General features: G+C 65.4%; 24 protein-coding genes. 2 read left to right on the forward strand and 22 right to left on the reverse strand.

The window, feature by feature from the left end; all coding sequences use genetic code 11:
* Positions 1–24: 24 nt before the first annotated feature.
* The 3 genes from FEF27_RS08400 to FEF27_RS08410 form a co-directional block, all read right to left on the reverse strand.
* Positions 25–2307, reverse strand: coding sequence for an ATP-dependent DNA helicase RecG (locus FEF27_RS08400; protein WP_138170409.1), 2283 nt, complete (start codon positions 2305–2307; stop codon positions 25–27).
* The gene (locus tag FEF27_RS08405; protein WP_166429968.1) at positions 2304–3299 is read right to left on the reverse strand and encodes a DAK2 domain-containing protein; all 996 of its coding nucleotides are present in this window, start codon (positions 3297–3299) and stop codon (positions 2304–2306) included. Before FEF27_RS08405 ends, FEF27_RS08400 begins: the two co-directional genes overlap by 4 nt.
* 67 nt (positions 3300–3366) lie before the next feature.
* Entirely contained in the window at positions 3367–4428 is a 1062-nt protein-coding gene (locus FEF27_RS08410) for an LCP family protein (protein ID WP_138170411.1), read from the reverse strand.
* 140 nt (positions 4429–4568) lie between these two features.
* Here FEF27_RS08410 and FEF27_RS08415 point away from each other — a divergent pair, with 140 nt between their 5' ends.
* Positions 4569–4964, forward strand: a complete 396-nt coding sequence (locus FEF27_RS08415; protein WP_279526793.1) for a DUF3515 family protein — start codon at positions 4569–4571, stop codon at positions 4962–4964.
* Here FEF27_RS08415 and FEF27_RS08420 read toward each other — a convergent pair.
* Entirely contained in the window at positions 4961–5893 is a 933-nt protein-coding gene (locus tag FEF27_RS08420) for a tetratricopeptide repeat protein (protein ID WP_138170412.1), read from the reverse strand. The genes FEF27_RS08415 and FEF27_RS08420 overlap by 4 nt on opposite strands.
* 35 nt (positions 5894–5928) lie before the next feature.
* On the reverse strand, positions 5929–8145 hold the full coding sequence (locus FEF27_RS08425) for a hypothetical protein (RefSeq protein WP_138170413.1): 2217 nt from the start codon (positions 8143–8145) through the stop codon (positions 5929–5931).
* A 143-nt stretch (positions 8146–8288) separates the two neighbouring features.
* Between FEF27_RS08425 and FEF27_RS08430 the strand changes: the two genes are divergently transcribed.
* Complete coding sequence (locus tag FEF27_RS08430) at positions 8289–8597, forward strand: hypothetical protein (protein WP_138170414.1); 309 nt, start codon at positions 8289–8291, stop codon at positions 8595–8597.
* Between the two features lie 128 nt (positions 8598–8725).
* Here FEF27_RS08430 and nucS read toward each other — a convergent pair whose 3' ends face one another.
* From nucS to thrC, 17 genes are all read right to left on the reverse strand, one after another.
* On the reverse strand, positions 8726–9418 hold the full coding sequence (gene nucS, locus FEF27_RS08435; protein ID WP_138170415.1) for an endonuclease NucS: 693 nt from the start codon (positions 9416–9418) through the stop codon (positions 8726–8728).
* Positions 9419–9529: 111 nt separating this feature from the next.
* Complete coding sequence (locus tag FEF27_RS08440; protein ID WP_138170416.1) at positions 9530–9793, reverse strand: F0F1 ATP synthase subunit epsilon; 264 nt, start codon at positions 9791–9793, stop codon at positions 9530–9532.
* A gap of 5 nt (positions 9794–9798) precedes the next feature.
* On the reverse strand, positions 9799–11256 hold the full coding sequence (gene atpD / locus FEF27_RS08445) for a F0F1 ATP synthase subunit beta (RefSeq protein WP_138170417.1): 1458 nt from the start codon (positions 11254–11256) through the stop codon (positions 9799–9801).
* A 13-nt stretch (positions 11257–11269) separates the two neighbouring features.
* Positions 11270–12163 (reverse strand): F0F1 ATP synthase subunit gamma, encoded by an 894-nt coding sequence (locus tag FEF27_RS08450; RefSeq protein ID WP_138170418.1) that lies wholly within the window; start codon positions 12161–12163, stop codon positions 11270–11272.
* Positions 12164–12204: 41 nt separating this feature from the next.
* The gene (gene atpA, locus FEF27_RS08455; protein ID WP_138170419.1) at positions 12205–13833 is read right to left on the reverse strand and encodes a F0F1 ATP synthase subunit alpha; all 1629 of its coding nucleotides are present in this window, start codon (positions 13831–13833) and stop codon (positions 12205–12207) included.
* Positions 13834–13915: 82 nt separating this feature from the next.
* On the reverse strand, positions 13916–14743 hold the full coding sequence (locus tag FEF27_RS08460) for a F0F1 ATP synthase subunit delta (protein WP_138170420.1): 828 nt from the start codon (positions 14741–14743) through the stop codon (positions 13916–13918).
* On the reverse strand, positions 14743–15303 hold the full coding sequence (locus tag FEF27_RS08465; protein WP_138170421.1) for a F0F1 ATP synthase subunit B: 561 nt from the start codon (positions 15301–15303) through the stop codon (positions 14743–14745). The genes FEF27_RS08460 and FEF27_RS08465 overlap by 1 nt, the downstream gene beginning before the upstream one ends.
* Before the next feature lie 80 nt (positions 15304–15383).
* A complete protein-coding gene (locus tag FEF27_RS08470) occupies positions 15384–15587 on the reverse strand; it encodes a F0F1 ATP synthase subunit C (protein WP_119903463.1) in 204 nt (67 codons plus the stop codon).
* A gap of 85 nt (positions 15588–15672) precedes the next feature.
* The gene (gene atpB, locus FEF27_RS08475; protein WP_166429969.1) at positions 15673–16482 is read right to left on the reverse strand and encodes a F0F1 ATP synthase subunit A; all 810 of its coding nucleotides are present in this window, start codon (positions 16480–16482) and stop codon (positions 15673–15675) included.
* Positions 16483–16654: 172 nt separating this feature from the next.
* Entirely contained in the window at positions 16655–17053 is a 399-nt protein-coding gene (locus FEF27_RS08480; protein ID WP_138170423.1) for a hypothetical protein, read from the reverse strand.
* Positions 17050–18162 (reverse strand): glycosyltransferase family 4 protein, encoded by a 1113-nt coding sequence (locus FEF27_RS08485; protein ID WP_138170424.1) that lies wholly within the window; start codon positions 18160–18162, stop codon positions 17050–17052. Before FEF27_RS08485 ends, FEF27_RS08480 begins: the two co-directional genes overlap by 4 nt.
* Positions 18159–18806 (reverse strand): L-threonylcarbamoyladenylate synthase, encoded by a 648-nt coding sequence (locus tag FEF27_RS08490; RefSeq protein ID WP_138170425.1) that lies wholly within the window; start codon positions 18804–18806, stop codon positions 18159–18161. Before FEF27_RS08490 ends, FEF27_RS08485 begins: the two co-directional genes overlap by 4 nt.
* Before the next feature lie 13 nt (positions 18807–18819).
* On the reverse strand, positions 18820–19746 hold the full coding sequence (gene prmC / locus FEF27_RS08495) for a peptide chain release factor N(5)-glutamine methyltransferase (RefSeq protein ID WP_138170426.1): 927 nt from the start codon (positions 19744–19746) through the stop codon (positions 18820–18822).
* A 26-nt stretch (positions 19747–19772) separates the two neighbouring features.
* Positions 19773–20849, reverse strand: a complete 1077-nt coding sequence (prfA, locus tag FEF27_RS08500) for a peptide chain release factor 1 (protein ID WP_138170460.1) — start codon at positions 20847–20849, stop codon at positions 19773–19775.
* A gap of 117 nt (positions 20850–20966) precedes the next feature.
* The gene (gene rho, locus FEF27_RS08505) at positions 20967–22844 is read right to left on the reverse strand and encodes a transcription termination factor Rho (protein ID WP_138170427.1); all 1878 of its coding nucleotides are present in this window, start codon (positions 22842–22844) and stop codon (positions 20967–20969) included.
* A 205-nt stretch (positions 22845–23049) separates the two neighbouring features.
* The gene (gene thrB, locus FEF27_RS08510) at positions 23050–24126 is read right to left on the reverse strand and encodes a homoserine kinase (RefSeq protein WP_138170428.1); all 1077 of its coding nucleotides are present in this window, start codon (positions 24124–24126) and stop codon (positions 23050–23052) included.
* Positions 24092–25174, reverse strand: coding sequence for a threonine synthase (gene thrC / locus FEF27_RS08515; protein ID WP_138170429.1), 1083 nt, complete (start codon positions 25172–25174; stop codon positions 24092–24094). The genes thrB and thrC overlap by 35 nt, the downstream gene beginning before the upstream one ends.
* Between the last annotated feature and the right edge of the window lies 1 nt (position 25175).

Consider the following 25175-nt stretch of genomic DNA (forward strand, 5'->3'; position numbering starts at 1 on the left):
GCGGTGTGCTGACGTCCCTGCACCCTATCCCTGATTCACATAGTCGACGGCGTCGTCGTGCTCCCGCTCCCACCGGGTGACTGCCCGGGCCAGTTCCGGTGCGCCTTCCCAGAACGGATCCTCAGCACTGAGCCGGGCGATATGCTTTGCGGCAGCACTGATGAGGTCTTCGTCACGCAGGATGCTCAGGTGCTGCAAGGAGCTGCTGCGGCCCGATTGGCTCGCGCCCAGGACGTCCCCCTCGCGCCGCCGGGCCAGGTCCAGGCGGGCCAATGCCATTCCGTCACGGTGTTGGGCCACCTGTCGCAGCCGCTCCACCGAGGGGTGAGACTCCGGCATACGAGTCACCAGCAGGCACAGGTTGGTGGTGGTGCTGCCGCGGCCGATGCGCCCGCGGAGCTGGTGCAGGGTGGAGATGCCGAAAGACTCCGCGTCCAGGATGACCATGGCGGTGGCGTTGGGGACATCGACGCCGACCTCCACCACTGTGGTGGCCACCAGCACGTCGATCTCACCGGACTCGAACCGAGACATGATCTCTGCTGCCTCCTCGGCCGGCAACTGACCGTGCAAGGTGCCGAGCCGAGCCTCAGAGAGCAGCTCATTGCCCGCCAGGCGGTCGGCAATGAGTTCCACTGAGGCGTCCTGGGATACGAAAGCCTCGGCCCATTCGCGGGTGATGGTGGCACCATGGGCGGCCCCATCCTCGGTCTGCCCAGCCAGTGTGGTGTGCTGCTGGCCGGGCAGCAGCCCGAACCTGTATTCCAGCTGACGCTCCACTTCTTCGTCGGTCGGGGCCTTGGCGGTGATCTTGGGGCAGACGATGTAGACCTGACGGCCAGCCTGGACCTGCTCCGCGACCCGCTCCCAAACCCGCTGGATCCATGCCGGGCCCCGCATGGTGGGCACCACGTGGGTCTGGATGGGGCTGCGACCGCCCGGTAGCCCCTCCAGCACGGTCAGCTCCAGATCCCCGAATACCGTCATGGCCACTGAGCGCGGGATGGGCGTGGCAGACATCACGAGCATATGCGGGGTGGGCGCGAAGCGTTCGCGCAGTGCGCTGCGCTGTTCCACTCCGAACCTGTGCTGCTCATCAATGACCACCAGGCCCAGCTGGGCGAATGACACGGCACCGCTGAACACCGAGTGGGTTGCAATGATGATGTCGGATCGGCCGGAGGCGATGTCCAGCAGGGCCTTCTTCCGCTCCGAGGTGCGCAGGGAGCCGGTGAGGACGGTCACCGCAGGGGCGGACTCCCCCATCGGTCCAAGAGCACGGCGCAGCGACCGGGAATGCTGGGCGGCGAGCACCTCAGTGGGCGCCACCAGCACTGATTGAGCGCCGGCGTCGGCGGCCTGGAGCATGGCCCGCAGCGCCACCAGCGTCTTCCCCGAGCCCACCTCCCCTTGGAGTAGGCGATTCATTGGACTGGAGCGGGCGAGGTCCCGGGCGATGAGCGTACCGCTGTGCTGCTGGCCCGATGTGAGCTCGAACGGCAGCTGGGCGTCGAAGGCGGCAAGCATCCCGTCGGAGCGCAGCGGCATGGCTGTGGCATCCCACAGGGCCGTCTCCTGACGCCGGCGCTCCAGCACCCCCTGCATGAGAAGTGCCTCCTGGAACCGGAAGCGCCGGATTCCCGAAGTGTGCGCACCCTCCTCCTGAGGCTGGTGCACCAGCCGGTAGGCGGTGCCCAGATCCGGGAGGTTCTCCGCCCCCGCGATATGCGGTGGGACGGGATCGGGCCACGTGCTGAAGTCGACCAGCTGCAGCACCGCCGCGACTGCCCGTTGGATATCCCAGCTGGCGATATGCCGATTGGCCGGGTAGAGCGCCATCGGGCCGCCGCTCAGCGCCTGCGCGACCACCAATTCAGCCGCACCCTCCACCGTGTCGGAGTGAACGGCGTAATCGGGGTTGTTCAGCGTCAGCTGGGAGTTGAAGGTGGTCACTTTGCCATGGAACAGCGCTCGGACGCCGGGGCTGAGGTCTTTGAGGGCCCGATACCCGTTGAAGTACGCCATGCGCAGCCTGCTGCCCTGACCGTCCTCGACAGTGACTTCGACGATGAACCGCTTGCGCCCCTGCAGGCTGCGCCGCTGGGTGCCGGTGACCAATGCGATGAACGTGACATACTCACCCTCGGAAAGTTCACTGAAGTCAGAGAGCGAACTGGCCTGGATGTAACGGCGAGGGAAGTGGTCCAGCAGCTGCCGTACCGTGCGGATCTCGAACCCCGTGGCCAGCCGCTGAGCCGCTTTGCCGAGGAGCCGGTCCACCGGAGTGTCCGGCAGGATGCTGGTCATGGGTTCAGCGCTGTGGTGGAGCTGTCCTCCACCGGGCCGGCCTGCCTGACCGCCTCCAGGGTGAGGTCGGGATCAGGTGTGTGCACGTGGATGCGCCAGCGCAGGTCCCCTTCTGGCGCCGTCACCGGATCAATCGGGGTCAGGATGACCGACTCGCCCAGTTCGTTCAAGCGCTGACGCAGCTGTGCCGCCTGCAGCGGGTCTAAGCGGGCGGTGCACATCAGCTCCACACCGGGTGGAGAAGCCTCACCGGACTGCCCCGGTGTGGTGCCGTCTGTTTCAGTATCCACAAGATGCTCCCCCTGCGGGCCGGAGTCCCAACCGGCCAGCCCCTGGGTCAGAGCATGGTCCAGCTCTTCGTCCCGCACCGTGGCAGAGAGTGCGGCCAGCAGCAGCAGCAGGCCAAGCCCCCCGGAGTCCACCACATGAGCGCGGGTGAGTTCCGGCAGCTGGTGCTCGGTCTGGGCCACAGCCTTCCGCGCCGCGGCGACCACCAGGGGCAGCGCCGCGGCGACAGCTGCTCCGGAGTCCTGATTCGCCGCCGCGGCGGCGCAGCGGCTGGCTTCATCCCGCGCAGCGTCGAGCACCGAGAGCATGGTGCCGCTGACGGGGTGGGTCAGCGCCGCCCATCCGCGCTGGCTGGCCTGCTCCAGTCCGCGGCTGAAGGAGTCCACGGTGAGCCGGTGCTCGCCGTCGAGTGGTTCAGCGAATCCCTTGATCAGCACCGCCAGCAGGGTGCCTGAGTTTCCATGCGCCGAGGCCATGGCATGAGCGCCTGCCGCGGCCAGCAGGCGCCCCAGATCTTCTTGGTCGGTGCGCGCCAGCGCGGACCTGGTGGCCTGGACAGTGGCCAGCATATTGGAGCCGGTGTCGGCGTCAGGAACCGGATACACATTGAGCCGATTGAGCCGGTCGCGGTGAGTGGTGAGCGCGTCGTCAGCGAGGGCGAACCAGCGCCGCACTGCGGCTGCCCCGTCTTTCCTGCCTCTCACTACAGCCTCCCTCTGATCGGCGTGACGCGCTGACACTTCCGAGCCCATTGTTCACTATCGTCCGGCGTCACTCCGAAAGGTAGTCGGCGAGGGTGCCGTCGCGCAGCGCCTGAGAGAGCTCACTCTGCGCGTCCGTGTCCTGGTACCAGATCCACTGCCCGTCCGGGGAGGTGCCCGAGCCGGCGGTGGGGAGTGTGGCGAACGTGATGTCGCCTGTGGCCTCCCGGGCGTCCCAGGCCAGTGCGGCGGCACGCGTGGCGGTGAGGTCTGCATCTGCCATCAGGTGTGAGGCGAACGTGGAGATCATGTTGTTGGTCTGGACCGGGTTGGCCAGCGTGGACGGCGAGGCCGACTCCTGAATCACCGCGCGAATGAAGGCGTGCTGATTGCGGATGCGCTGGAGGTCGCCGTCGGGGAAGCTGCTGCGGTGCCTGACAAAGCTCAGCGCCTGATCAGCGTCCATGAACTGCTCACCGGGGGTGAACGTGTAACCGTCCCCGGTGGTGAACGACTCACCGTAAGTGGACTCGACATGCACCCCGCCGAGCTCCTCCACGAGGCCGACGAACCCCTGGAGATCCACCGCGGTGACATGGTCGATGCGCACATCCAAGAGATCTTCCACGGTGGCCCGGGCAAGCCAGTGGCCCTGATCCCCGCCCAGGGCAAGACCGGCATTCACCTTGTGCCAGCCGTAGCCCCCCGGGATCTCCACCCAGAGATCGCGCGGGATGGAGATGACCTGGATGGAGTCCCCGGATTCGGGGATGTGGACCAGCATCATGGTGTCGCTGCGGCCTCCGCCTGGTACACGCGGAAGGTCTTCGTCCTCGCCGGATCCTCCGCCTGCGTCGGTGCCCAGCAGCAGGACATTGATCGCGTCGGTGTCCTCGGGCCGCTCCGCCTCGTCGAGACCGACCGAGTCATCAGCCTCAGGGAAGTGCGTCACATTCGAGTCGTAGGACCGCTGCAGGGTGAACAGGTAAGCACCGGCTGCCAGCAGCGCCAGGATCAGCAGCAGCGCAGCTCCGCCGAGGACCCACCGTGAACCGCGACGGCGTCTGCGCCGCCGCGGCGGCTCCTCGTCGTCGTAGACAAAGAAGTGGTCTGCGGGCCCGGCAGCGGTCATGGGCGTTCTCCTGATGGCGCGAATGGTGCGGATGGCACCTCGTTAGATATTCCTACAGAATAGGACACGTGTGTGGAAAGTTCTTGCTCCTACCCGTGGCCGCCGTACTGGGGCTAGTGGGCTGCACCTCATCGTACTCAGTGGAGCCAGCCCCCGATGCTCATCATCCGGACTGCGCTGACGTCATGCTGAACCTTCCTGAGCAGGTCGGTGACTATCAGCAGCGGCTGAGCTCCTCCCAAGGGACCGCTGCATGGGGCGACCCAGCGGCGGTGGTGCTGCGGTGCGGGGTGGAGCCTATCGGCCCCACTGAACATCCCTGCGTCTCACCGGCCGGGGTGGACTGGGTGTGGATCGAGCACGATGATCACACGCAGTTGGTCACCTTCGGCCGCGTGCCCGCCGTGGAGCTGCTGTTGGACCAGGAGCACATCACCGAGTCCAGCATGATGAACGTCCAGGCCGCGCTGTCCGGCCCGGTGCAGGAAATCGATCAGGAGCGAGAGTGCCTGCCCATCGATGAGGCCGAGCTTTAAAAGAGTGCGGCGGCGAGCTTCTTACGCGCCGCGGCGACCCGCGGGTCGGTGTCTCCGACGATGCTGAACAGCTCCACCAGGTGCTTCCGTGCGGTCTCGCGGTCCTCGCCGGGGTGGGTCTGAATGAAGCGGATAAGCCGCAGGAACGCATCTTCCACATGCCCTCCGAGCACATCAATGTCAGCCACGTCTGTTTGGGCCTGCACATCATCGGCGTGTTCGGCGGCGCGCTGGCGGACCGCTGCAGCATCCATCTGCTGGGTGCGCTGCATCAGCCGCACTTGGGCGAGACCCAGCTTGGCCTCGGCGTCGTCGGGCTTCTGCTTCAGCGCCTCGGCGAAGGCGGCAGCTGCGGCCTCGTGGTCGCCGCGCTCCAGTGCCTCATGGGCCTGCCGGTGCAGCGGAGGGAGCTCCGGTTCAGCCTCCGGCTCCTCACCTCCGCGCTGTGACTGTGCCGGAACTGTGCCCGTGACGCCGTTTTGGGTGGCCAGTTGCAGGATCTGAGTCACCACTTGGGGCAGCTGGTCCACCGGCGCCGAGGAGTCGAATTCTCCGATGGGCTGACCTGACAAGAACGCGGTGACCACGGGCAGCTTGCCCGCCTGCTCGGCCACCTCTGGCGCAGCTGCGGCGTCGATGGTGGCCATGACGATCCGCCCCTGGTGCGAATCCACCGCCCGCGCCAGGGTGGAGACGAACTGCTCGGAAATGGCGTCGCTGCCGTGGATGAGCACCAGAGCCGGCACCTGGGCGGAGAGCTGGACAATCCGCTGCAGCTGCTGCGGTGCGACAGCGACCACCCAGGAGTCCTGGCCCTGCTGTGGTGCGCCCGCCCGGCCATCCTGGCCGGCACTCTGGGCCAGTCCCGAAAGGTCTACGGCGCCGTGGGCATTGACGGAACGGTCGTTGGCTGAGGAATTGTCATTCATCGCTTGTCATCCTACCGCTCCGGCCGGTGGGTCTCCTAGTAGCCGTCGAACCACTCCGGGGTGTTGATCTCCGCATCAGAGATCAGGTTGTCCACCCCGACAAGCACTACGTCGTCCTCTGAGTCCTCCGGCGGAATCTGCACGACGATAAATTCGCGGGAGGTGATGCGGGTGGGGAAGGTGGTCCAATCGGTGCCGACGATCTCCACCACCAGGTCATGCTCCAGGAAGATGGTGTCACCATCGCGGATCGGGGCCATTTCCATGGTCATGTCGAAGGACCCAGCGACCACAACGGAGCCGTCGGGCAGCTCCACTGCAGAAGCATTGTCGAGGTCGACCTCGGGGTCGGCGAACTCGATGACGGTGTCGTCAGCAGCCTCGGTGAGCTCGTCGTGGTAGTCGTGGAGGGCATCGATGTAGACGCTCTCGGCCATCTGCTCACCGAAGTCATGGTCCTGGTCGACGAACCAGCGGGAGACTCCCTGCAAGGCGGAGGCAGGGCTGCCGGAGTCATCCGTCTCCCCCGGTGAGACCACCGAGACCCCGCCCTGTTCGGCGGAGACGGCCGGGAATTCGGTTCCCGGAGCCATCATGGCGGTGTGCACCAGCTTGTAGTTCTCCCGGGCAGCGGCCTGCTCGATGATGAGCACCTGCGGGACCTCGGCGTCAGGGTGTTCCACAATCACCACAGCCTGACGAGGGAAATCGGACTCGCCGGTCACGGCCGCGGAGAGCACTTCGGTCCCGATAGGGGTGGGCATCGAGGTATCAGCCAGCTCATTGTTCCGGTAGGCGAGCTCCCGGTAGTTCAGCGCGTCGGCAGCGACCCGGTCCTCCAGCAGGTCGGCGTCGAGCTCCTCATCTGCGGCCTCAACGGTCGACGCGATGTCTTCCATGATGCGCTCCAGCTGGGAGCTCAGCAGCACAGAGTAACCTTCAGAGGGCACCTCACCCTCCACACCGGTCTCCTCCTCGGCACCGTTGTCCTCTTCAAGCTCCTCAGGGTCGACGTCTGCCGGGTCATCCTGCTGGACCTCGCCCTCTTCGTCCGCCTCCGCATCCTCCTCAGCGTGAGCCGGGCCAGCCAGGCCCACTGCGGAGGTCAGTGCGATCATCCCGGCCAAGCCGGCAGCAAAGGAGGTCTTGCCTCCTCCGCCGAGCCGGTCACGCAGCCCGGTGGCCCAACCAGAGAGCCGCTCGCTGTTGTTGGTCTCCGAGGCTTTCGGAGCAGAGGGGCTGGAGTCATCCGGGGAGTCGTGGTCCTCGGAGTCCGTGCCCGCCGAGCCCGAGTCGTCGGAGTCCGAGTCGTCGGAGTCGGGGTCCTCGGAGTCGTCTTCGTACTCGTCGTCGTGGTCTTCTGCCGGGGACTCCGCTGCGGGCGTATGCCCGGTGCTCTCCTGCGCCGCCCACGCGGGAACGAACTCCTGGGTCAGGTCGTCCTCGGCGGGTCCCGGGACGGGGTCCTGGTCCACGGTGATGTCCTCGTCGGGTCCCGGGACGGGGTCCTGGTCCACGGTGATGTCCTCGTCGGGCAGGCGTGCCGGCTCCTCCTCCGGCAGGCCGGCCGGGGTCTGCGCGGCCGCGGGTGCCGCCGTGGCGGCGGAGGCTGTGGCGGTGGCTTCAGCGTTCCGCCTGCGCCGCGGAGCGCCCGCAGCCCAGTAGAACAGCCCCAGGGCCAGCAGAATGACCAGCGCGCCGCTGACCAGCAGGGCGATGCCGCCGGTCTGGGAAATGGTGAGCGTTTCGGTGGTGGTGATCGCAGCTGGAGCAGGCTCGTCGCCCTCCCGGTAGATCAGCAGCGCCCACTCCCCCTGCTCATCGGGAGTGTCCCAACGGTAGGGCATCTCACCTTCGGCGGTCTCCACGCTGACCCACAGGTCAGATTCGGTGGGGTCGGGGACGTCAGTCTCCCCGTCGATGTACTCGGCAGTGATCCGCGCCGTCTCCTCATCGCCGTCGCCGGATTCGAAGCCGGTCACCCGGTTGTGCGCAGCGTCGTCGAGCCAGGCTTCAACGTCGTAGGTGCGGCCCAGGGCGATGAGGTACTCTCCCTCCGCCTCAATGGTGAACTCCTCGCGGCCCGCGTCGGTGTCAATGACGTCATTGGTCACGACCGTGAACGGTGCGTCCTCCGCGCCCTCGGTCTCCACGAGATACGTCTCCTCCGTCTCCGCTGTCAGCTGGTTGATGCCCAGTCCGAGCAGCGCCAGGCCGGCGACAAAAGCAATGATGGCGTAAACGAATCGCACGGGGGTGTTGTCCTTAGATTTGGCGGAGCGGGGCGGCGGTCACCCCAAACATTGATGTCCAACGAACTAGAATACAGAACATAACGATATGGTTACAATTCGTGTGGTTCTGCCCACATCGCAGCGTCTGCGAGAATGAGCCCGTGGGGAAGGGAAGACGACGCCGCGGCAGCTCAAAGTGGCAGCAGGAGCCCCGTCCGCTCAACTCTGCTCACCTGGCACCGGGAGGGTTGAGCGCCGGCCGGGTGAGACGCCGCGACGGCGAGTACCACGTGCGAACCATCTCCGGCTCTGCTGCAGCGAAGGAATACCTCTGCCCCGCCTGTCAGCTGCCCATCAGCGCAGGGACCCCGCATGTGGTCGCCTGGCGGGCTGACTGGATCTTAGGCGACGAGGACGCTGCCTCCCAGCGCCGGCACTGGCACACCCACTGCTGGAGAATTTCCGGCTAGAGGGTGCGCACCCTCCTCTCTCCAACGTTGAGCGTCTCCCGATGTGGGAAACTCACGGGATTTCCGGCGGACTTTCCAACATCCAGAGACGCTGTGCTGCTGTGGGAAGGCGGTCCGCGCGAGCCGACTCAGAACAGCCGAGGAGCCCCGGACTCCTCCCCCTTCATGTCCTCGTAGTCCAGGACCACGCACCGGATGCCCCGGTCTTCGGCCAGCGTGCGGGCCTGCGGCTTGATCTGTTGGGCGGCGAAGACCCCCGCCACTGGAGAGAGCAGCGGGTCCCGGTTCAGCAGCTCCAGATAGCGGGTGAGCTGCTCGACGCCGTCGATGTCGCCCCGGCGCTTCAACTCCACTGCCACCACTCCGCTGGGGCCCCGGGCAAGGATGTCGACCGGACCGATCGGTGTGGCGTGCTCCCGGCGGATCAGAGTGTGGCCCTTTCCGAGTCTCTCGATCTGCTCAGCGAGCAGACGCTGCAGATCGGCCTCGACCCCGTCCTTGACCAGACCGGGATCGGTCCCCAGCTCATGGGCGGTGTCGTGGTGGATCTCGGAGATCAGAATGCAGAGCTGGTCGTCACTCTTCTCGGCAGAAACTGTCCATACTTCCCGGATGCCGGCATCGACCTGGAGCTGGTCCGGCTCGGCGACCTTCAGCGATGCCGGCGGAGACATCCAATTCAGCGGCTTGTACGAACCACCATCGGAGTGGATGAGCACGGCACCGTCGGCCTTGACCATGATGAGCCGCTTGGCCAGCCCCAGGTGAGCGTTCAACCGCCCCGAGTAGGTGACGGAGCAGCTGGCAATGACTAATCGCACGGTGGTTGATTCTATCGGAGATCTGCCCCTGATAACCGGGTGGGCCTGAATATGCTGATGGCCCCGGCATCAGCCGGAGCCATCAGCTCGTCACACCAGGGGTGCTGCGGTTCAGTCGGTGACGTCAGCCTCGTCGGCGACGACCGTGACTTTGTCGGCGTCCACGGAGAAGAAGCCTCCCTTGACATATGCCTTCACGGTGTCCCCCTCGACCGGCTCGATGGTGAGGTCGCCCTGAGCCAGCAGGGCCAGTACGGGCGAGTGCCCGGGCAGGATCCCGATATCGCCCTCTACGGTCCGCCCGGTGAGGGATCGCGCCTCCCCGGACCACACCGCGTGATCGGCGGCCACAACCTGTACGTCAAGCGTCGCCATCAGGATCAGCCCTGCTTCTGCATCTCGGCGTACTTGCGCTCCACGTCCTCGAGCCCGCCGATGTTGTAGAAGGCCTGCTCTGGAACATGGTCGAGGTCGCCGTTGGCGATCGCGTTGAAGCCTTCGATGGTGTCCTTGATCGGCACCGTGGAGCCCTCCACGCCGGTGAACTGCACCGCGGTGTAGGTGTTCTGCGAGAGGAACTGCTCGATCCGGCGGGCGCGGGAGACGATGATCTTGTCTTCCTCGGAGAGCTCGTCGACACCGAGAATCGCGATGATGTCCTGGAGCTCTTTGTTCTTCTGCAGAATCTGCTTCACCCGGGTGGCGCAGTCGTAGTGCTCCTGGCCGATGTACTGGGGATCCAGAATGCGGGAGGTGGAGGTCAGCGGGTCCACCGCGGGGTAGAGACCACGCGAGGCGATCGCACGGGAGAGCTCCGTGGTCGCGTCGAGGTGCGCGAACACGTTGGCCGGCGCCGGGTCGGTGTAGTCGTCTGCGGGCACATAGACCGCCTGCATAGAGGTGATCGAGTGTCCCCGGGTGGAGGTGATCCGCTCCTGCAGCACACCCATCTCGTCAGCCAGGTTGGGCTGGTAGCCCACAGCTGAGGGCATGCGGCCCAGCAGCGTGGAGACTTCGGAGCCTGCCTGGGAGAAGCGGAAGATGTTGTCGATGAAGAGCAGGACATCCTGGTTCTTCACGTCGCGGAAGTACTCCGCCATGGTCAGCGCGCTCAGTGCCACGCGGAGACGCGTGCCAGGTGGCTCGTCCATCTGACCGAACACCAGCGCGGTGTCTTTGAGGACTCCGGCCTCTTCCATTTCCACCCAGAGGTCGTTGCCCTCACGGGTGCGCTCCCCCACGCCGGCGAAGACGGAGGTGCCGCCGAAGTTGCGGGCCACACGGGTGATCATCTCCTGGATGAGCACCGTCTTCCCGACGCCTGCACCACCGAACAGGCCAATCTTGCCGCCGTTGATGTAGGGAGTCAGCAGGTCGATGACCTTGATGCCGGTCTCCAGCATCTCGGTCGAGCCCTCCAGCGCCGCGAAGTTCGGAGCCTCGCGGTGGATCGGCCAGCGCTCGGTGACTTCGAGCTCTGCGGTGGGGATATCGAGGGTCTCTCCGAGCACGTTGAACAGGTGGCCTTTGACGGTCTCACCGACCGGCACCGAGATCGGCGCGCCAGTGTCCTGAACGTTGACGCCGCGGACCAGACCATCAGTGGCCTGCAGCGAGATCGCGCGGACCAGGTTGTCGCCCAGGTGAGCAGCAACCTCGAAGGTCACCGTCTGGGTCTTTCCGCCGAGCGTCAGCTCAGCGGTGAGCGCGTTGTACATGGCGGGGATAGCGTCGGCGGGGAACTCAATGTCCACCACCGGGCCGATGACACGGGCGACCCGACCGGTCGCGCCGGGCTGCACGGCCTCTGTGGGCTGTTCTGCAGTAGTGGCAGTCATCTCTCTCACTTTCTTACGACGACGCCAGCGCGTCGGCACCGGCGATGAGCTCGGTGAGCTCCTGGGTGATTTCGGCCTGGCGTGCATTGTTCCGGAGCAGCGTGTACTTCCGGATCAGCTCGTCGGCGTTGTCTGCTGCGGACTTCATGGCCTTCTGGCGGGCGGCCAGCTCGGATGCCGAAGCTTCCAACATGGCGGAGAAGATCCGTGATTCGATGTACTTCGGAAGCAGGGCGTCCAACACTTCTTCGGCGGAGGGCTCAAAGTCGTAGAGCGGCATCGGCTCGGTTCCGACACCGTCCTCAGACTCCACCACAGCCAGCGGCAGAAGCCTTTTGACCACCGGTTCCTGGGTCACCATGGACTTGAACTCGGTGAAGACGAGATAGATCTCATCCACACCGCCGGACTCGTAGGGCTGAACGAACTGGTCGACGAGGGTCTGGCCGATTTCGCGAGCACGCCCCACAGCCGGGGCGTCGGTCTGGCCTGTCCAGACCTGGTCGTACTCACGGTGCCGGAAGTCGTAGAACGCCTGTGCCTTCCGCCCGTAGAGGTACGGGCGAACCTCAATGTTGTCCTGCTTGAGGCGGGCCAGCAGCGATTCTGAGCGCTTGAGCACATTGGTGGAGTAAGCGCCTGCGAGACCGCGGTCGCTGGCCAGGATGAGCACGGCGGCACGCTGCGGGTTGCTCACCTTCTCCGTGAGCACATGCTCGACGTCGTCCTGCGAAGCGACCGCCGACACCGCACGGGTGATGGCCTCCGCGTAGGGCGAGGCCGCCTGCGCACGGCTGCGCGCCTTGCCGACCCGCGAGGTCGCGATCAGTTCCATCGCCTTGAAGATCTTCTTCATCGACGACGTCGATGCGATCTTCTGGCGATAGACCCGGATCTGGGCTCCCATGCTTGTCCTTCCTTAGTTCACGTCGAAGAGGTCGGCCACACTCACCGGGAGGTGGGGATCTCTTCCTGCTCAATGTCCTCGTCCGAGAGCGCCTCAGCGGTTTCGTTGCCCACCAGAGACTCTGCGCCTTCGGAGTGGAAATTACGCTTGAACGTCTCGATCTCCGCATTGAGCGTGTTGACGGTGTCGTCTTCGAGCTTGCCTGTGGAGGCCAGTGTGGTCAGCACATCGGTCTTCCGCCGGAGGTGTTCGATCCATTCCGTCTCAAAGCGTTTGATGTCAGCCAGTTCCACATCATCGAGGTGGCCCTGAGCACCGGCCCAGATGGAGACGACCTGCTCCTCGACGGGGAACGGGGTGTACTGCGGCTGCTTCAGCAGCTCAGTCTGGCGCTCACCACGGGTCAGCTGCTGGCGGGTGGCTGGGTCCAGGTCCGAGGCGAACATGGCGAATGCCTGCATGTCCCGGTACTGGGCCAGGTCCAGCTTCAGCGTGCCGGAGACCTTCTTCATCGCCTTCACCTGAGCGGCGCCGCCGACGCGGGACACTGAGATGCCCACGTCCACGGCCGGACGCTGGTTGGCGTTGAACAAGTCTGACTGCAGAAAGATCTGACCGTCGGTGATCGAGATGACGTTGGTGGGGATGTAGGCCGAGACGTCGTTCGCCTTGGTCTCCACCATCGGCAGCCCCGTCATGGAGCCGGCACCGAGCTCGTCGGAGAGCTTCGCACAACGCTCCAGCAGGCGTGAGTGCAGGTAGAACACGTCGCCGGGGAAGGCTTCACGGCCCGGCGGGCGGCGCAGCAGGAGGGAGACCGCACGGTAGGCTTCGGCCTGCTTGGAGAGGTCATCGAAGATGATGAGCACATGCTTGCCGCCGTACATCCAGTGCTGTCCGATGGCGGAGCCGGCGAACGGTGCCAGATACTTGAAGCCTGCGGGGTCGGAGGCGGGAGAGGCGACGATGGTGGTGTACTCCAGGGCACCGCGCTCAGCCAGGGTCTGACGCACCGAGGCGATGGTGGAAGCTTTCTGACCGACGGCGACATAGATGCAGCGCACCTGCTTGCTGACGTCGCCGGACTCCCAGTTGGCTTTCTGGTTGAGAATCGCGTCGATGGCAATAGCCGTCTTGCCGGTCTGGCGGTCACCGATGATCAGCTGACGCTGGCCGCGTCCAATCGGAATCATCGCGTCGATGGCCTTGATGCCGGTCTGCAGCGGCTCGTGCACTGATTTACGCTGCACCACTGACGGTGCCTGCAGTTCCAGCGCGCGGCGGGATTCTGACTCGATCTCGCCCATGTCATCAATGGGGTTGCCCAGCGGGTCCACCACTCGGCCCAGGAAGTTGTCACCGACCGGCACGGAGAGCACCTCTCCGGTCCGGGTGACCTCCTGGCCTTCTTCGATGCCGGAGAAGGCGCCGAGCACCACGACGCCGATTTCCCGGGTGTCGAGGTTCTGGGCCAGGCCCAGGGTGCCGTCTTCAAAGCGAAGAAGTTCGTTCGACATGGTCGAGGGAAGGCCCTCAACTCGTGCAATGCCGTCTGCCGCTGAGATGACGCGTCCCACCTCGGTGCGCTCGGCACCGCCCGGCTCGTAGGACGCGGCAAACTCGTTCAAGGCGTTGCGGACGTCATCGGCGTTGATGGTCAAATCAGCCATCTGCAGTCCCTGCTCTCCTCTATCAGTGGCCGTGTCGTGCACGGCCGTTCGGGTCAATAAGTTGTCGGTCGGGCTAGCGGAGCTAGCGGGCAATAGTGCGGTGCAGCTCGTTCAGTCGGGAGGCCACAGTGCTGTCGACTACTTCATCGCCGACTTGGACTCGAATGCCGCCGACCACGGAGGGGTCGACCTTGACATCGAGTTTCAGTTCCCTGCCGAAGTACTTGTCCAGGCTCGTGGAGAGTCTCTCCAAGTACGCGCTGCTGAGGTCCTTCGCCACTGTCACCTGTGCGATCCACCGGTCCTGACGAGCAGCGATCACGGCAGCGAACCGTTCAATCACCGCGGTGATCCGCAGTCCGCGCGGCGCGGTGACCGCACGGTCGATCAGCAGCCGCGCCTCCGCGGAGGCATCGGCACTGAGCCGGGCTGCCAGCTGCTGTTTGGCTGAGGCTGGTGCCTGGTCGTCGCGGAATGCGCGCTGCAGTTCGTGCGAGTCAGCGATGGCCCGACGGAAGCTCAGCAGGGTGCCTTCGAGTTCTTCCAGCCCCTGCAGGCCCCTGCTCTCGGCTCGAGCGGCCACAGCAGTCACCGCCAGGGTCTCCACTGCGTCACCCAGGTCACGTTCGCTCCCCCAGCGCTGTGCCACGGCTGCGCCCAGAACTTGCACGGTGGTCTGCTGGGCACGCTGGCCGAACAGCGACCGGATCACCTCCACACGGGCGGCCTGTTCCCGCGCCGGGTCGGTCAGCGACCGCCGCAGTGCTGCCGAACCGTCCAGCACGTCGAGCGCAGAGAACAACTCGTCAGCCACCGTCAGATCGGCCGCGGCGATAACGGCCTCCAGCTCACTCTGCAGCGTGTGCAGGGAGGCTCTGGACCGACTGGATTCGCTGAACTGCACTGCCATTACCGCGGTGCCCCCTGGGTCTGCTGCTCAGCATCCAGGTTGGCGAGGAAACGGTCCACCACTCGATTGGAGCGGGCATCGTCGTCGAGCGCCTCGCCGACAATCTTGGAGGCAAGCTGGGTGGCCAGCGCGCCGACCTCGGACTTCAGCGCTGCAGCAGCGGCTGCCCGGTCAGCTTCAATCTGGGCATGCGCCTGCTCACGGATGCGGGCGCTTTCCGAAGCAGCCTTCTCCTGAGCCTCCGCGACCAGCTGGGCGCCTTCAGCCCGGGCCTCCTCGCGGATCCTCGACGCCTCAGCGCGCGAGTCCGCCAACTGCTGCTCGTACTCGGCGCGGAGAGCCTCAGCTTCAGCCTGAGCCTCTTCTGCCTGATTGAGTCCGCCTTCGATGGCCTCGACACGGTTCTGGTACGACTGCTCGAACCGCGGCGCGATTACCTTGACGACGATGATGAAAAGCACGATGAAGCCGATTCCGGCTACGGCAGCTTCCCAGGGGTTGGGGACCAGCGGGTTGGCGTCCTCATACTCCGCTGCCCGGATCAGTGTTGTGCTGACCATGTGTTCACCCATCTTCATTGGTCTGACGGTCTTCTGGTGCCGCCGTCAGAGACGGCGGCGGCGTAAGTGCTAAACCTGCGTCAGAGCACAAAGGCGAAGACGATGGCCAGAATGAACACAGCCTCGGCAAGGGCGAAGCCGAGCAGCGCAATCGGCTGCAGCACACGCTGCGCCTCCGGCTGACGCGCCACACCATTGAGGTAGGCAGCGAAGACCATGCCGATCGCGATGGCCGCGCCGAATCCAGCGAGGCCGAGGCCGATCATGTTCAGGGTGCCTTCCATGTGTTTCTCTCTTTCTGTCTCGCTTCCGGTGGCTTTCACCGGAAAAACTGTGCGGGAACTGGTTAGGTTGGGGGTTCTTACAGGGTCAGTGCGCGTCGGCTTCGATTGAGCCTTGGATATAGATGGCGGTCAGCAGAGCGAAGACGAATGCCTGCAGCACCATCATGATCAACTCCAGGAAGTACAGCGGGATGGAGCCGAGCAGAACAGCCACACCCAGACCGGCGTTGGCGATGCCCTCCTGTTGGGCGATCAGGAACTCCGCCCCGGAGCCGGCCAGCATCACGATGATGTGCCCGGCGAGCATCACCGCCATCAGACGCAGGCTGTGCGTCAGCGGCCGAATGATGAAGTTGGAGAGGAACTCCAGCGGAGTCAGGATCAGCAGCAGCGGCTTCGGCACTCCGGAGGGCACCGTCATCAGTTTCATGAACTTGGCGCCGTGGAGCTTGAAGCCCAGCGCGATCCAGGTGACCCAGATGATGCCGGCCATGGCGTAGGCCGGTCCGGCGTGGGAGAAGGTCGGCATCTGCAGTCCGGGGATCGCGCCGAAGAGATTGTTGAACAGCACGAAGAAGAAGACGGTGAACAGCAGCGGGATCCACGGACGGAAGTGCTTGTCACCGAGGATGTCCCGTCCCATCGTGTTGCGCACGAAGCCGTAGGCAGACTCAGCCAGGTACTGTCCGCGGGAGGGAACCAGCGCTTGTTTGCGGATTGCGAAGGTGAACAGCCAGGTGATCAGCACGACCGCCAGGATCACCATCAGCATGTTCTTGCCGAAGCCGGTGCCCCAGGGCGCCATCCACGGGAGGATCTCCGGAAGGTGGGTCTCACTGATAGTGGGTGGCTGGAAGCCACCCTCTTCGGCGGCACTCAGGGCAAGCGATGACAACGCTGGTCCTCTCATCGGTCGTCGAAAGATCGAGACATACTGATCTCGGGTTCGGGCGAGGGAAGTCTGCGCATGGACATCCAGCCGCGGCCCGCGCTAAGCCTACCAAAGCTCACCGCTGCGCACGGCACGTTATCCAGCTGTGACAACACTACTACAAGCTGTAGAAAAACTATGCATCGGGCTCGATGGCAAGGCGCATGCGCGCAAAGCTGAGCACCTCGACGATCTGCCAGACCAGCAGCACCGCGATTCCTGAACCCAGCGCCCAGCCGGGATGCAGCCACTGGCCTGGCTGCACCAGGGGCATGGCCAGTGCCAGCACTACGATCTTGATGCCGAATCCCATCATGAACAGTGGTATGGCGAGGTGCGGCCGGTGCCGCTCGGCCCAATCGATCAGGGCCAGAGAGAGGAAGGACAGCACCAGGACCAGTCCGCCTCCGGCCGCAGCCGAGGCCGCAGCCTCACCGCCGTGAATCAGCGCCGCAGCCCCGGTGGCCAGACCCCACGTGAGCAGGCCCGCCTGGGTGGTGCTCACCAGTACCGCACGCCAACCTGAGCTGCTCATCGGGGCCCCTCCTCGCTCAGCGGTGCGGCGGTCTGACTTTTCGACACCCTGGCACGACGGCGCACCCAGGGCCCCAGCGTCAGCACAGTCGCCAGACCCAGGGTCAGCGCCATCGCAGCGCTGACCACCTGCCAGGCGACGAAGTTGAAGGAGATGGAGCCGAAGGCGATCAGTCCAGCCCACAGGTAGAGCAGCAGCACCGCCTGGGCGTGGGAGTATCCGGAGTCCAGCAGCTTGTGGTGCAGGTGTCCCCGATCCGGGGCAAACGGGCTCTGGCCCCGCCACGCCCGGCGGATCACAGCCAGAAACAGGTCCAGCACCGGCATATAGGCGGGGATGTTCCGGAAGCGGAACTGTTCCTGGTGCAGGTCCAAGGAGCTTGTGGCGATCACCGCTGCGGTGGCCATCACGAAGCCCAGCAGCATGGCCCCGGTGTCACCCATGATGAGCTTCGACGGGTAGAAGTTGTGCGGCAGAAAGCCCAGGCAGGAACCGACCAGCACCGCCATCAGCAGCGTGCCGAGATGAGAGGGTTCAAACTCGCGAATCGACAGCGTGAGCAGATAGCTGTAGATGAAAAAGGCCGCCCCGCCAATGGCAGCCACTCCCGCTGCGAGTCCGTCAAGGCCGTCAATGAAGTTGAAGGCATTGATCGTCAGGACCACCAGGAAGACAGTCAGCACTCCTTGCAGCAGCGGCCCGCCGACGCCGAGCCAGCCCACCGGCATCACCTCCAGTTGGATGCCGTGGACCACTAGGAGCACCCCGGAGGTGATCTGCGCGGCCAGTTTGACCAGCCAGTGGATGTCCCAGGCGTCGTCGGCCAGACCGGTGACCATGATCAGCGTCATTGCCAGCATCACGCCCAGCACCTGCGTGAGATCGGCGAATATTCCCGTGAAAAGCGGAATCACGGCGGAGACCCCGATCCCAGCGAGCATCCCAGCGTAGATGGCCATGCCGCCCCAACGAGGTTTGACCTCGGTGTGGATATCCCGGGAGCGAATGCCGGTGTAGATGCCCAGGCGGAGCGCAAGTCTGCGCACCGGTGGGGTCAGCACATAGGTGGTGGCGGCTGCGGCGGTGAGAACGATCAGAAAATAGATCACTCCGCAGCAGCCACCTCGGGCACCACTGCCTGGAGTTCGTGGAGGGGGATCGTCCCGTGGCGGACCACAGTGGGCGCCTCACGGGTGCAGTCGACAATGGTCGAAGCCTGCTGCTGGGAGCGCTCCCCGTCGTCGAGGTACACCGCGACTGCCTCGGCCAGCATCTCCTCGGCCGCTGCCACCGATGTGGCTGCGGGAAGACCGGTGCGGTTTGCGCTGGAGACGGCCATTGGCCCCACCGCACCCAGCAGCTCCAGGGCGACCTCGTCAGCGGGCATGCGCAGCGCCACGGTGCCGCGGGTCTCCCCCAGGTCCCAGGCCAGCGAAGGTTGGGCATGCAGAATCAGCGTCAGACCCCCAGGCCAGAATGTGTCAGCCAGCTGGCGCGCAGCCTCGGGTATCTCGGTGGCGAGGGCGTCCATCACCTCAGTCCGGGCAATGAGCACCGGCGGGGGCATGGTCCGGTCGCGGCCCTTGGCGGCCAGCAGCACGGCCACAGCTTGTGGGCTGAATGCGTCCACCCCGATTCCATATACCGTGTCAGTCGGCAGCACCACTGGGGCGCCGCGGTTCAGGGCACTGCGGGCGGCATCGATGGCGGTCTCGCGCTGCTGGGGCTCGGTGACGTCATAGGTCTCGCTCACGCGCAGTATTCTTTCACGCTGCCGGCTCGGATGTGGACCGGACTCTCGCCGAGGTGGCGCGCTGCCGACCTGTGAGGTCCTGGTGGCTCTGCACGCTGGTCAGCGCCGGCTCAGCCCGGCAGAGCCCAGCCACCGCCTCGGCCTGCACCTCGGCGTGTTCCAGGATCAGCCGGCCGCCGGGGGCCAGCACGGTCACCGCCGCACTCACCACGGCCGCGGGAAGCTCCAGTCCCTCGGGTCCTCCTCCGTAGAGCGCGATCTCAGGGTCATGGTCACGAACTTCCTGCTCGACCGGCACCATGTGGGGAGGAATATAGGGCGGATTGGAGACCACAACGTCGAAGGAGCTTCCTCCCCCGGCGGGATCCTGACTCCACTGCTGGGGGAAGTCACGCAGATCGCACTGATGCAGGGTCACCTTACTGGCCGTGGCGGGCAGCCGCTGGAAGTTCAGCTGCGCCCAGGCGGCGGCCTCGGCGGAGAGTTCCACGGCATGAACCTCTGCATTCGGGAACTCCAAGGCGATCGAGGCCGCGATCGCTCCGGAGCCGGTGCCGAGATCCACCACGCGGGGGGCGCGGACTCCTTCACTGTGGAGCGTGCGCAGGTGCTGCAGCGCCAGCTCCACGACTGTTTCCGTCTCCGGACGGGGGACGAACACGCCTGGACCCACCCGAAGCTCGAGCCACCGGAAGGGTGCAAACCCTGTGATGTGCTGCAGCGGAACCCGGCGGGCGCGCTCCTCGATCAGCTCCCAGAACCGGGTCTGCTGCGGGTCCGCAGGGTGAGCGCCGGTGCCGGAGAGCGCCTGCAGCTGCAGCTGTGCGCGGCTGAGCCCCCAGGCGTGGGCGGCCAGCAGCTCTGCGTCTGTGTGGCAGCTGGCAATGCCTGCCGCAGCAAGGCGCTCAGCGCCCCGGCGGATCGTGAGCTGGAGGTCCATGGGTGTGCGACTTGAGGCTACGTGGCCTACTGGTGGGAGAGCGCGTCGAGCCGCTCCTGCTCATCCAGTTGGATGCAGGAGGCGATGACGGCTTCGAGGTCGCCGTTGATGACCGCGTCGAGATTATAGGCCTTGTAGCCGGTGCGGTGATCTGCGATCCGGTTCTCCGGGAAGTTGTAGGTGCGGATCCGTTCGGAGCGGTCCATGGTGCGCACCTGGGACTTCCGGGCCTCCGCGCTTTCGGCGTCGAGCTGTTCCTGCTGATGTGCCAGGAGTCTGGAGCGCAGCACTCGCATGGCAGCCTCTTTGTTCTGCAACTGGGACTTCTCGTTCTGCATCGCCACCACAATCCCGGTGGGGAGGTGGGTGATGCGCACCGCGGAGTCGGTGGTGTTCACGCTTTGTCCCCCCGGCCCGGAGGAGCGGTAGACGTCGATCTTGAGGTCGTTCTGGGAGATGTCGATCTCTTCAGGCTCATCAACCTCAGGAAGGACCAGAACGCCGGCGGCGGAGGTGTGGATCCGCCCCTGCGACTCCGTCTCAGGGACCCGCTGCACCCGGTGAACTCCGCCTTCGTACTTCAGGTGCGCGTAGACCCCCTCGGCGGGGTCGTTGGTGTGGGACTTAATCGCCACCTGGACATCCTTGTATCCCCCCAGATCCGACGGCGTGGCAGAGAGAAGCTCGGCCTTCCAGCCCTTGGACTCAGCGTATCGGGTGTACATCCGCAGCAAGTCACCGGCAAAGAGTGCGGCCTCGTCACCGCCTGCCCCGCCCTTGATCTCCACGATGGCGTTGCGCACATCGTTCTCATCGCGAGGAATGAGCATCCGCAGCAGCCGCTCCGAGGCCTCCTGCAGCTGCTCCTGCAGGCGGGGGACTTCTGCGGCGAACTCGGCGTCGTCCTCGCCGAGCTCCCGCGCGGCATCCAGATCACCTTGCAGCTGCGTCCAGCGCCGGTGCGCCTCGACCACTCCGTTGAGCTGCGCATAGCGCCGGCCGAGCTTCCGAGCCAGCGACTGGTCGGCATGGGTCTCCGGCTCAGCCAGCCGGGCCTGCAGCTCCTTGTGCTCCTCAATGAGGCCGCCGACGGAGTCGAACATGCGGGGGTTGATCTCGGTGCTCATAAGCCTTCCTGGGACAACAGCGTTGCGGGAGGTGAAGGCCCCGTCAGCTGTCCGTGGCCGGAAGCGACGGGGCCTCGCCCTGGGGTCTCGGCCCTAGTCGCCGTTGCCGCCCAGGGTCGTCTTCTGGGTCAGCAGCAGGAACTCTGCATTGGAGCTGGTGTCCTTGATCTTCTTCAGCAGAAGGTCCAGGCCCTGCTCCTGCTCCAGCCCGGAGAGCACCCGGCGCAGCTTCCACATGATCTGAACCTCTTGGGGTGAGAGCAGGTTCTCTTCACGTCGGGTGGAGGATTCCGACACGCTGATGGCGGGGAAGATACGCTTGTCAGCCAGCCGGCGGGACAGGCGCAGCTCCATATTGCCGGTGCCCTTGAACTCCTCAAAGATGACTTCATCCATCTTGGAGCCGGTCTCCACCAGGGCGGTGGCCAGGATCGTCAGCGAGCCGCCGTGCTCAATATTGCGGGCCGCGCCGAAGAACCGCTTGGGCGGGTAGAGCGCATTGGCGTCCACACCACCGGAGAGGATCCGGCCCGACGCCGGGGCTGCCGTGTTGTACGCACGGCCCAGCCGCGTCATGGAGTCCAGCAGCACCACGACATCTTTGCCGACCTCCACCAGTCGCTTGGCTCGCTCGATTGCCAGCTCAGCAACGGTGGTGTGATCGTCGGCGGGACGGTCGAAGGTGGAGGCGATGACCTCACCGTCGACGGTGCGCTGCATGTCGGTGACTTCCTCGGGGCGCTCATCGACCAGCACCATCATCAGGTGCACCTCTGGGTTGTTGGCCTTGATCGCCCGGGCCAGGGACTGCAGGATGATGGTCTTGCCCGCCTTGGGTGGGGAGACGATCAGACCGCGCTGGCCCTTGCCGATCGGCGCCACGAGATCAATCAGGCGCGTGCTGAGGTCTTTGGGATCGCCTTCCAGGCGCAGCCGATCCTGCGGGTAGAGCGGAGTCAGCTTATTGAAGTCCACCCGGTCGGTGTTGGCCTCGGCAGGGCGACCGTTGACCTTCTCCACCTTCACCAGGGCGGCGAACTTCTGCCGCTTGTTCTGCTTCTGGTTCTCCTGCGGGGCCTTGATGAATCCGGTCACCACATCTCCCTTGCGCAGGTTGTTCTTCTTCACCTGCTGCAAGGAGACATAGACATCATTCTGACCGGGGAGGTACCCGGAGGTGCGCACGAACGCGTAGTTGTCGAGCACATCGAGGATGCCGGCGATCGGGATCAGCTGGTCATCTTCAGTGAAGTCAGTGTCGTCATGCTCGGGCCCGCGGTTGCGGTCGCGCCCCCGGCGGTTCCGGTCATTGCGGTTTCGCCGCCGGTTGCGACGATCGTTGCGGTCGTCGTCCTGATCATTGTCGCTGTCACTGTCGCGACCGCTGTTGTCCTGGTCCCTGCGCTGATCCTGCGAGTCGTTCTGGTTGGACTGGCGGGACTGCTTCTTCTCAGCGCGCTGCTGGCGCTGGTCATCACCGCGGTCGCGGCCCTCTTTGGTGGAGTCAGACTCAGAGCTGGCGTTGTCTCCGCCGGCACGGCCCTCTTCGCCCTTGCCGCGTCCACGGCGGTGGCGGTTGTTGCCCTTGGAGGGGGTCTCCCCCTCGCCCTGGGCAGCACCCTTGGACGAGTCGCCCTTGGAGGAATCACGCGTGTCCTCCCCCTTGACGGGGGCACCGCGGTCGGTCTCTCCTTCGGCTGCTGGTGTGCCGTTGTTCTCGGCAGCCGACTGGGGCTGCTCGGCTGGCTTCTGCTGCTTCTTGTCCCGGTCGGCGACCGCACCTCCGCGCTGGTGGGCAGAGATGGCTTCCACCAGGTCAGACTTCCGCATCCGGGAAGACCCGGCGATGCCGAGTTGGGAGGCCAATGCCTTCAGCTGCGCAAGTTTCAGTCCGGCAAGCCCGGTATTTGTGGTGCTGTCGGCGTCGTTCTTCACGTCCTGAGGGGCTTCCTCAGTGGTGGTTTCTGTCACGAAGGTTCCTTCTCCCTCGTCAGGCAGACCGCGTTCAGATGCGGCCAACGGTTTCCATGGCAATCTTTCGCGTCAACGCGGTGAAGAATTCCCGTTCAGTACACTCGTGTACACACTCGGGCTGAACACATCAATAGGTGCGTGCTGTGTTAATGACCCGGCTGGGAGCGCGAACTGCGCGAAAGGCACTCGGCGATAACTGTGATCACCGCAGTGACTCAACTATAACACCTGTATGGGCGATCGGCAGATTCGCCGGGGTAAAAGTGCACTGACCGGGGTGTTCGCGCTCGAAGGCCTGCACCGCCTCCATGACGTGGTCTGCGTGTGCGGTGTCGGTGAGCACAATCACCGCCGGACCAGCGCCGGAGATCACCGCGGCAAAGCCCTGCCTTCGCAGCGAATCCACCAGTGACATGGACAGCGGGAAGGCTTGCCGCCGGTACTCCTGGTGCAGGAAGTCCTCGGTGGCCTCCAGCAGCAGCGCCGGGTCTGCGGTGAGCGCGTGCACCAGAAGGGCCGCCCGGGAGCTGTTCTTGGCTGCCTGATCGTGGGGAACGCTGCCGGGCAGCAGGTCACGGGCCGCCTGGGTGGACTGGGTGAAGGAAGGTACTGCCACCACACACCTGAGCTCCGGGTGCACATCCAGGGGCGCTGTCCGGAACGTCGGTTCGGAACTCTGGGAGGCCAGCCAGGACACCGCCGCGCCTCCCCGCAGCGCAGGCGCGTAGTTGTCCGGATGGCCTTCCATCCGCGAGCCGATCTGCAGCTGCTCGTCCTCGCTGAGCCCACCGGGCAGAAGCTGATGAGCCGTCTTGACCGCTGTGGCGATGGCCGCGGCGGAGGAGCCCAGCCCGCGCGAGTGCGGAATAGTGTTCTGCGCCTGCACCTGAAGATCTGGCAGGTGGTACCCCTCCGCGGCAAGAATCCGCTCCACGGTGCTGATCACCAGATGGGAGGCATCGGCAGGCAGCTCTCCGGCCCCTTCGCCGGTGACAACGACGTCGACCTCAGGCCGCTCCGGATTGCGGCGGGGCCGGGCGGAGACGACAATCTCATCTCGCCACTCCAGGGCGAGCCCCAGGGTGTCATAGCCCGGACCGAGGTTGGCGCTGGTGGCTGGCACCCGCAACCGGAAGTGTGTTTCGGCGCTGAGCGGGGCGCGCAGCTGAGCAGCCGGGGTCCCGGCTGCCGCCTCGGCGCCGAGGCCTTGGCCCAAGCGCCCGACCTGAAGTCCCATCTGCGGCTCAGAGCCCCAAGGTGCGGGCGACGGTTTCGACATCCTGCGGCACCTGGGTCGGGGCGGCGTCGTTGCCTTGACTGGTCTGCAGCTCCGGGTTGTTGATGGCCCAATCGGGGTCTTTCAGCCCGTGACCGGTGACGGTGATGACCCACGTCTTTCCGGCGGGCACCTGGCCCGCCTCATAGCGCTTGAGAAGCCCTGCCACCCCGGAGGCTGAGGCTGGTTCCACGAAGACGCCCTCTTTGGCGGAGAGCCATCGGTGGGCAGCCAGGATCTGATCGTCGGTGACCGATTCGATGACCCCGGATGACTCGTCGCGGGCAACCTCAGCCTGCTCCCATGAGGCCGGGTTACCGATCCGGATGGCCGTGGCCACAGTTTCTGGATCGGTGATGGGGTGTCCTGCGACGATAGGCGCCGCTCCTGCCGCCTGGAAGCCCCACATCTGCGGCAGGGCGGAGATCAGCTGATCCTGGTGGTATTCCTGGTAGCCCTTCCAGTAGGCGGTGATGTTCCCGGCGTTGCCGACCGGGAGCAGGTGGTAGTCCGGGGCTGCGCCCAGGGCGTCGACGACTTCGAAGGCGGCAGTCTTCTGACCCTCGATCCGAGCCGGATTGACGGAGTTGACCAAGAAGACCGGGTAGTTTTCCGCCAGTTTGCGCGCCACATCCAGGCATCCGTCGAAGTTGCCGTCGATCTGGATCAGCTCGGCCCCATGCGCCACGGCTTGGGAGAGTTTGCCCATGGAGATCTTGCCTGCGGGCACCAGCACCGCGCAGGTCAGTCCGGCCTGGGTGGCATAGGCGGCTGCAGAGGCGGAAGTGTTCCCGGTGGAGGCGCAGACCACCGCTTTGGCACCGTCGGCCACTGCGGCGGTGATCGCCATGGTCATCCCGCGGTCTTTGAAGGATCCCGTGGGATTCATTCCTTCGACCTTCAGGTGCACCTCGCCCTGAACCAGCGCAGAGAGCGCTGGGGCATGGACCAGCGGGGTGCCGCCCTCGCCGAGGCTGATGATGCGGTCGCCCTCTTCCACCGGCAGCCGGTCAAAATACTCCCGGATCACTCCTCGCCACTGATGAGCCATG

Source organism: Nesterenkonia sphaerica, from assembly GCF_005771565.1.
GTDB lineage: Bacteria > Actinomycetota > Actinomycetes > Actinomycetales > Micrococcaceae > Nesterenkonia > Nesterenkonia sphaerica.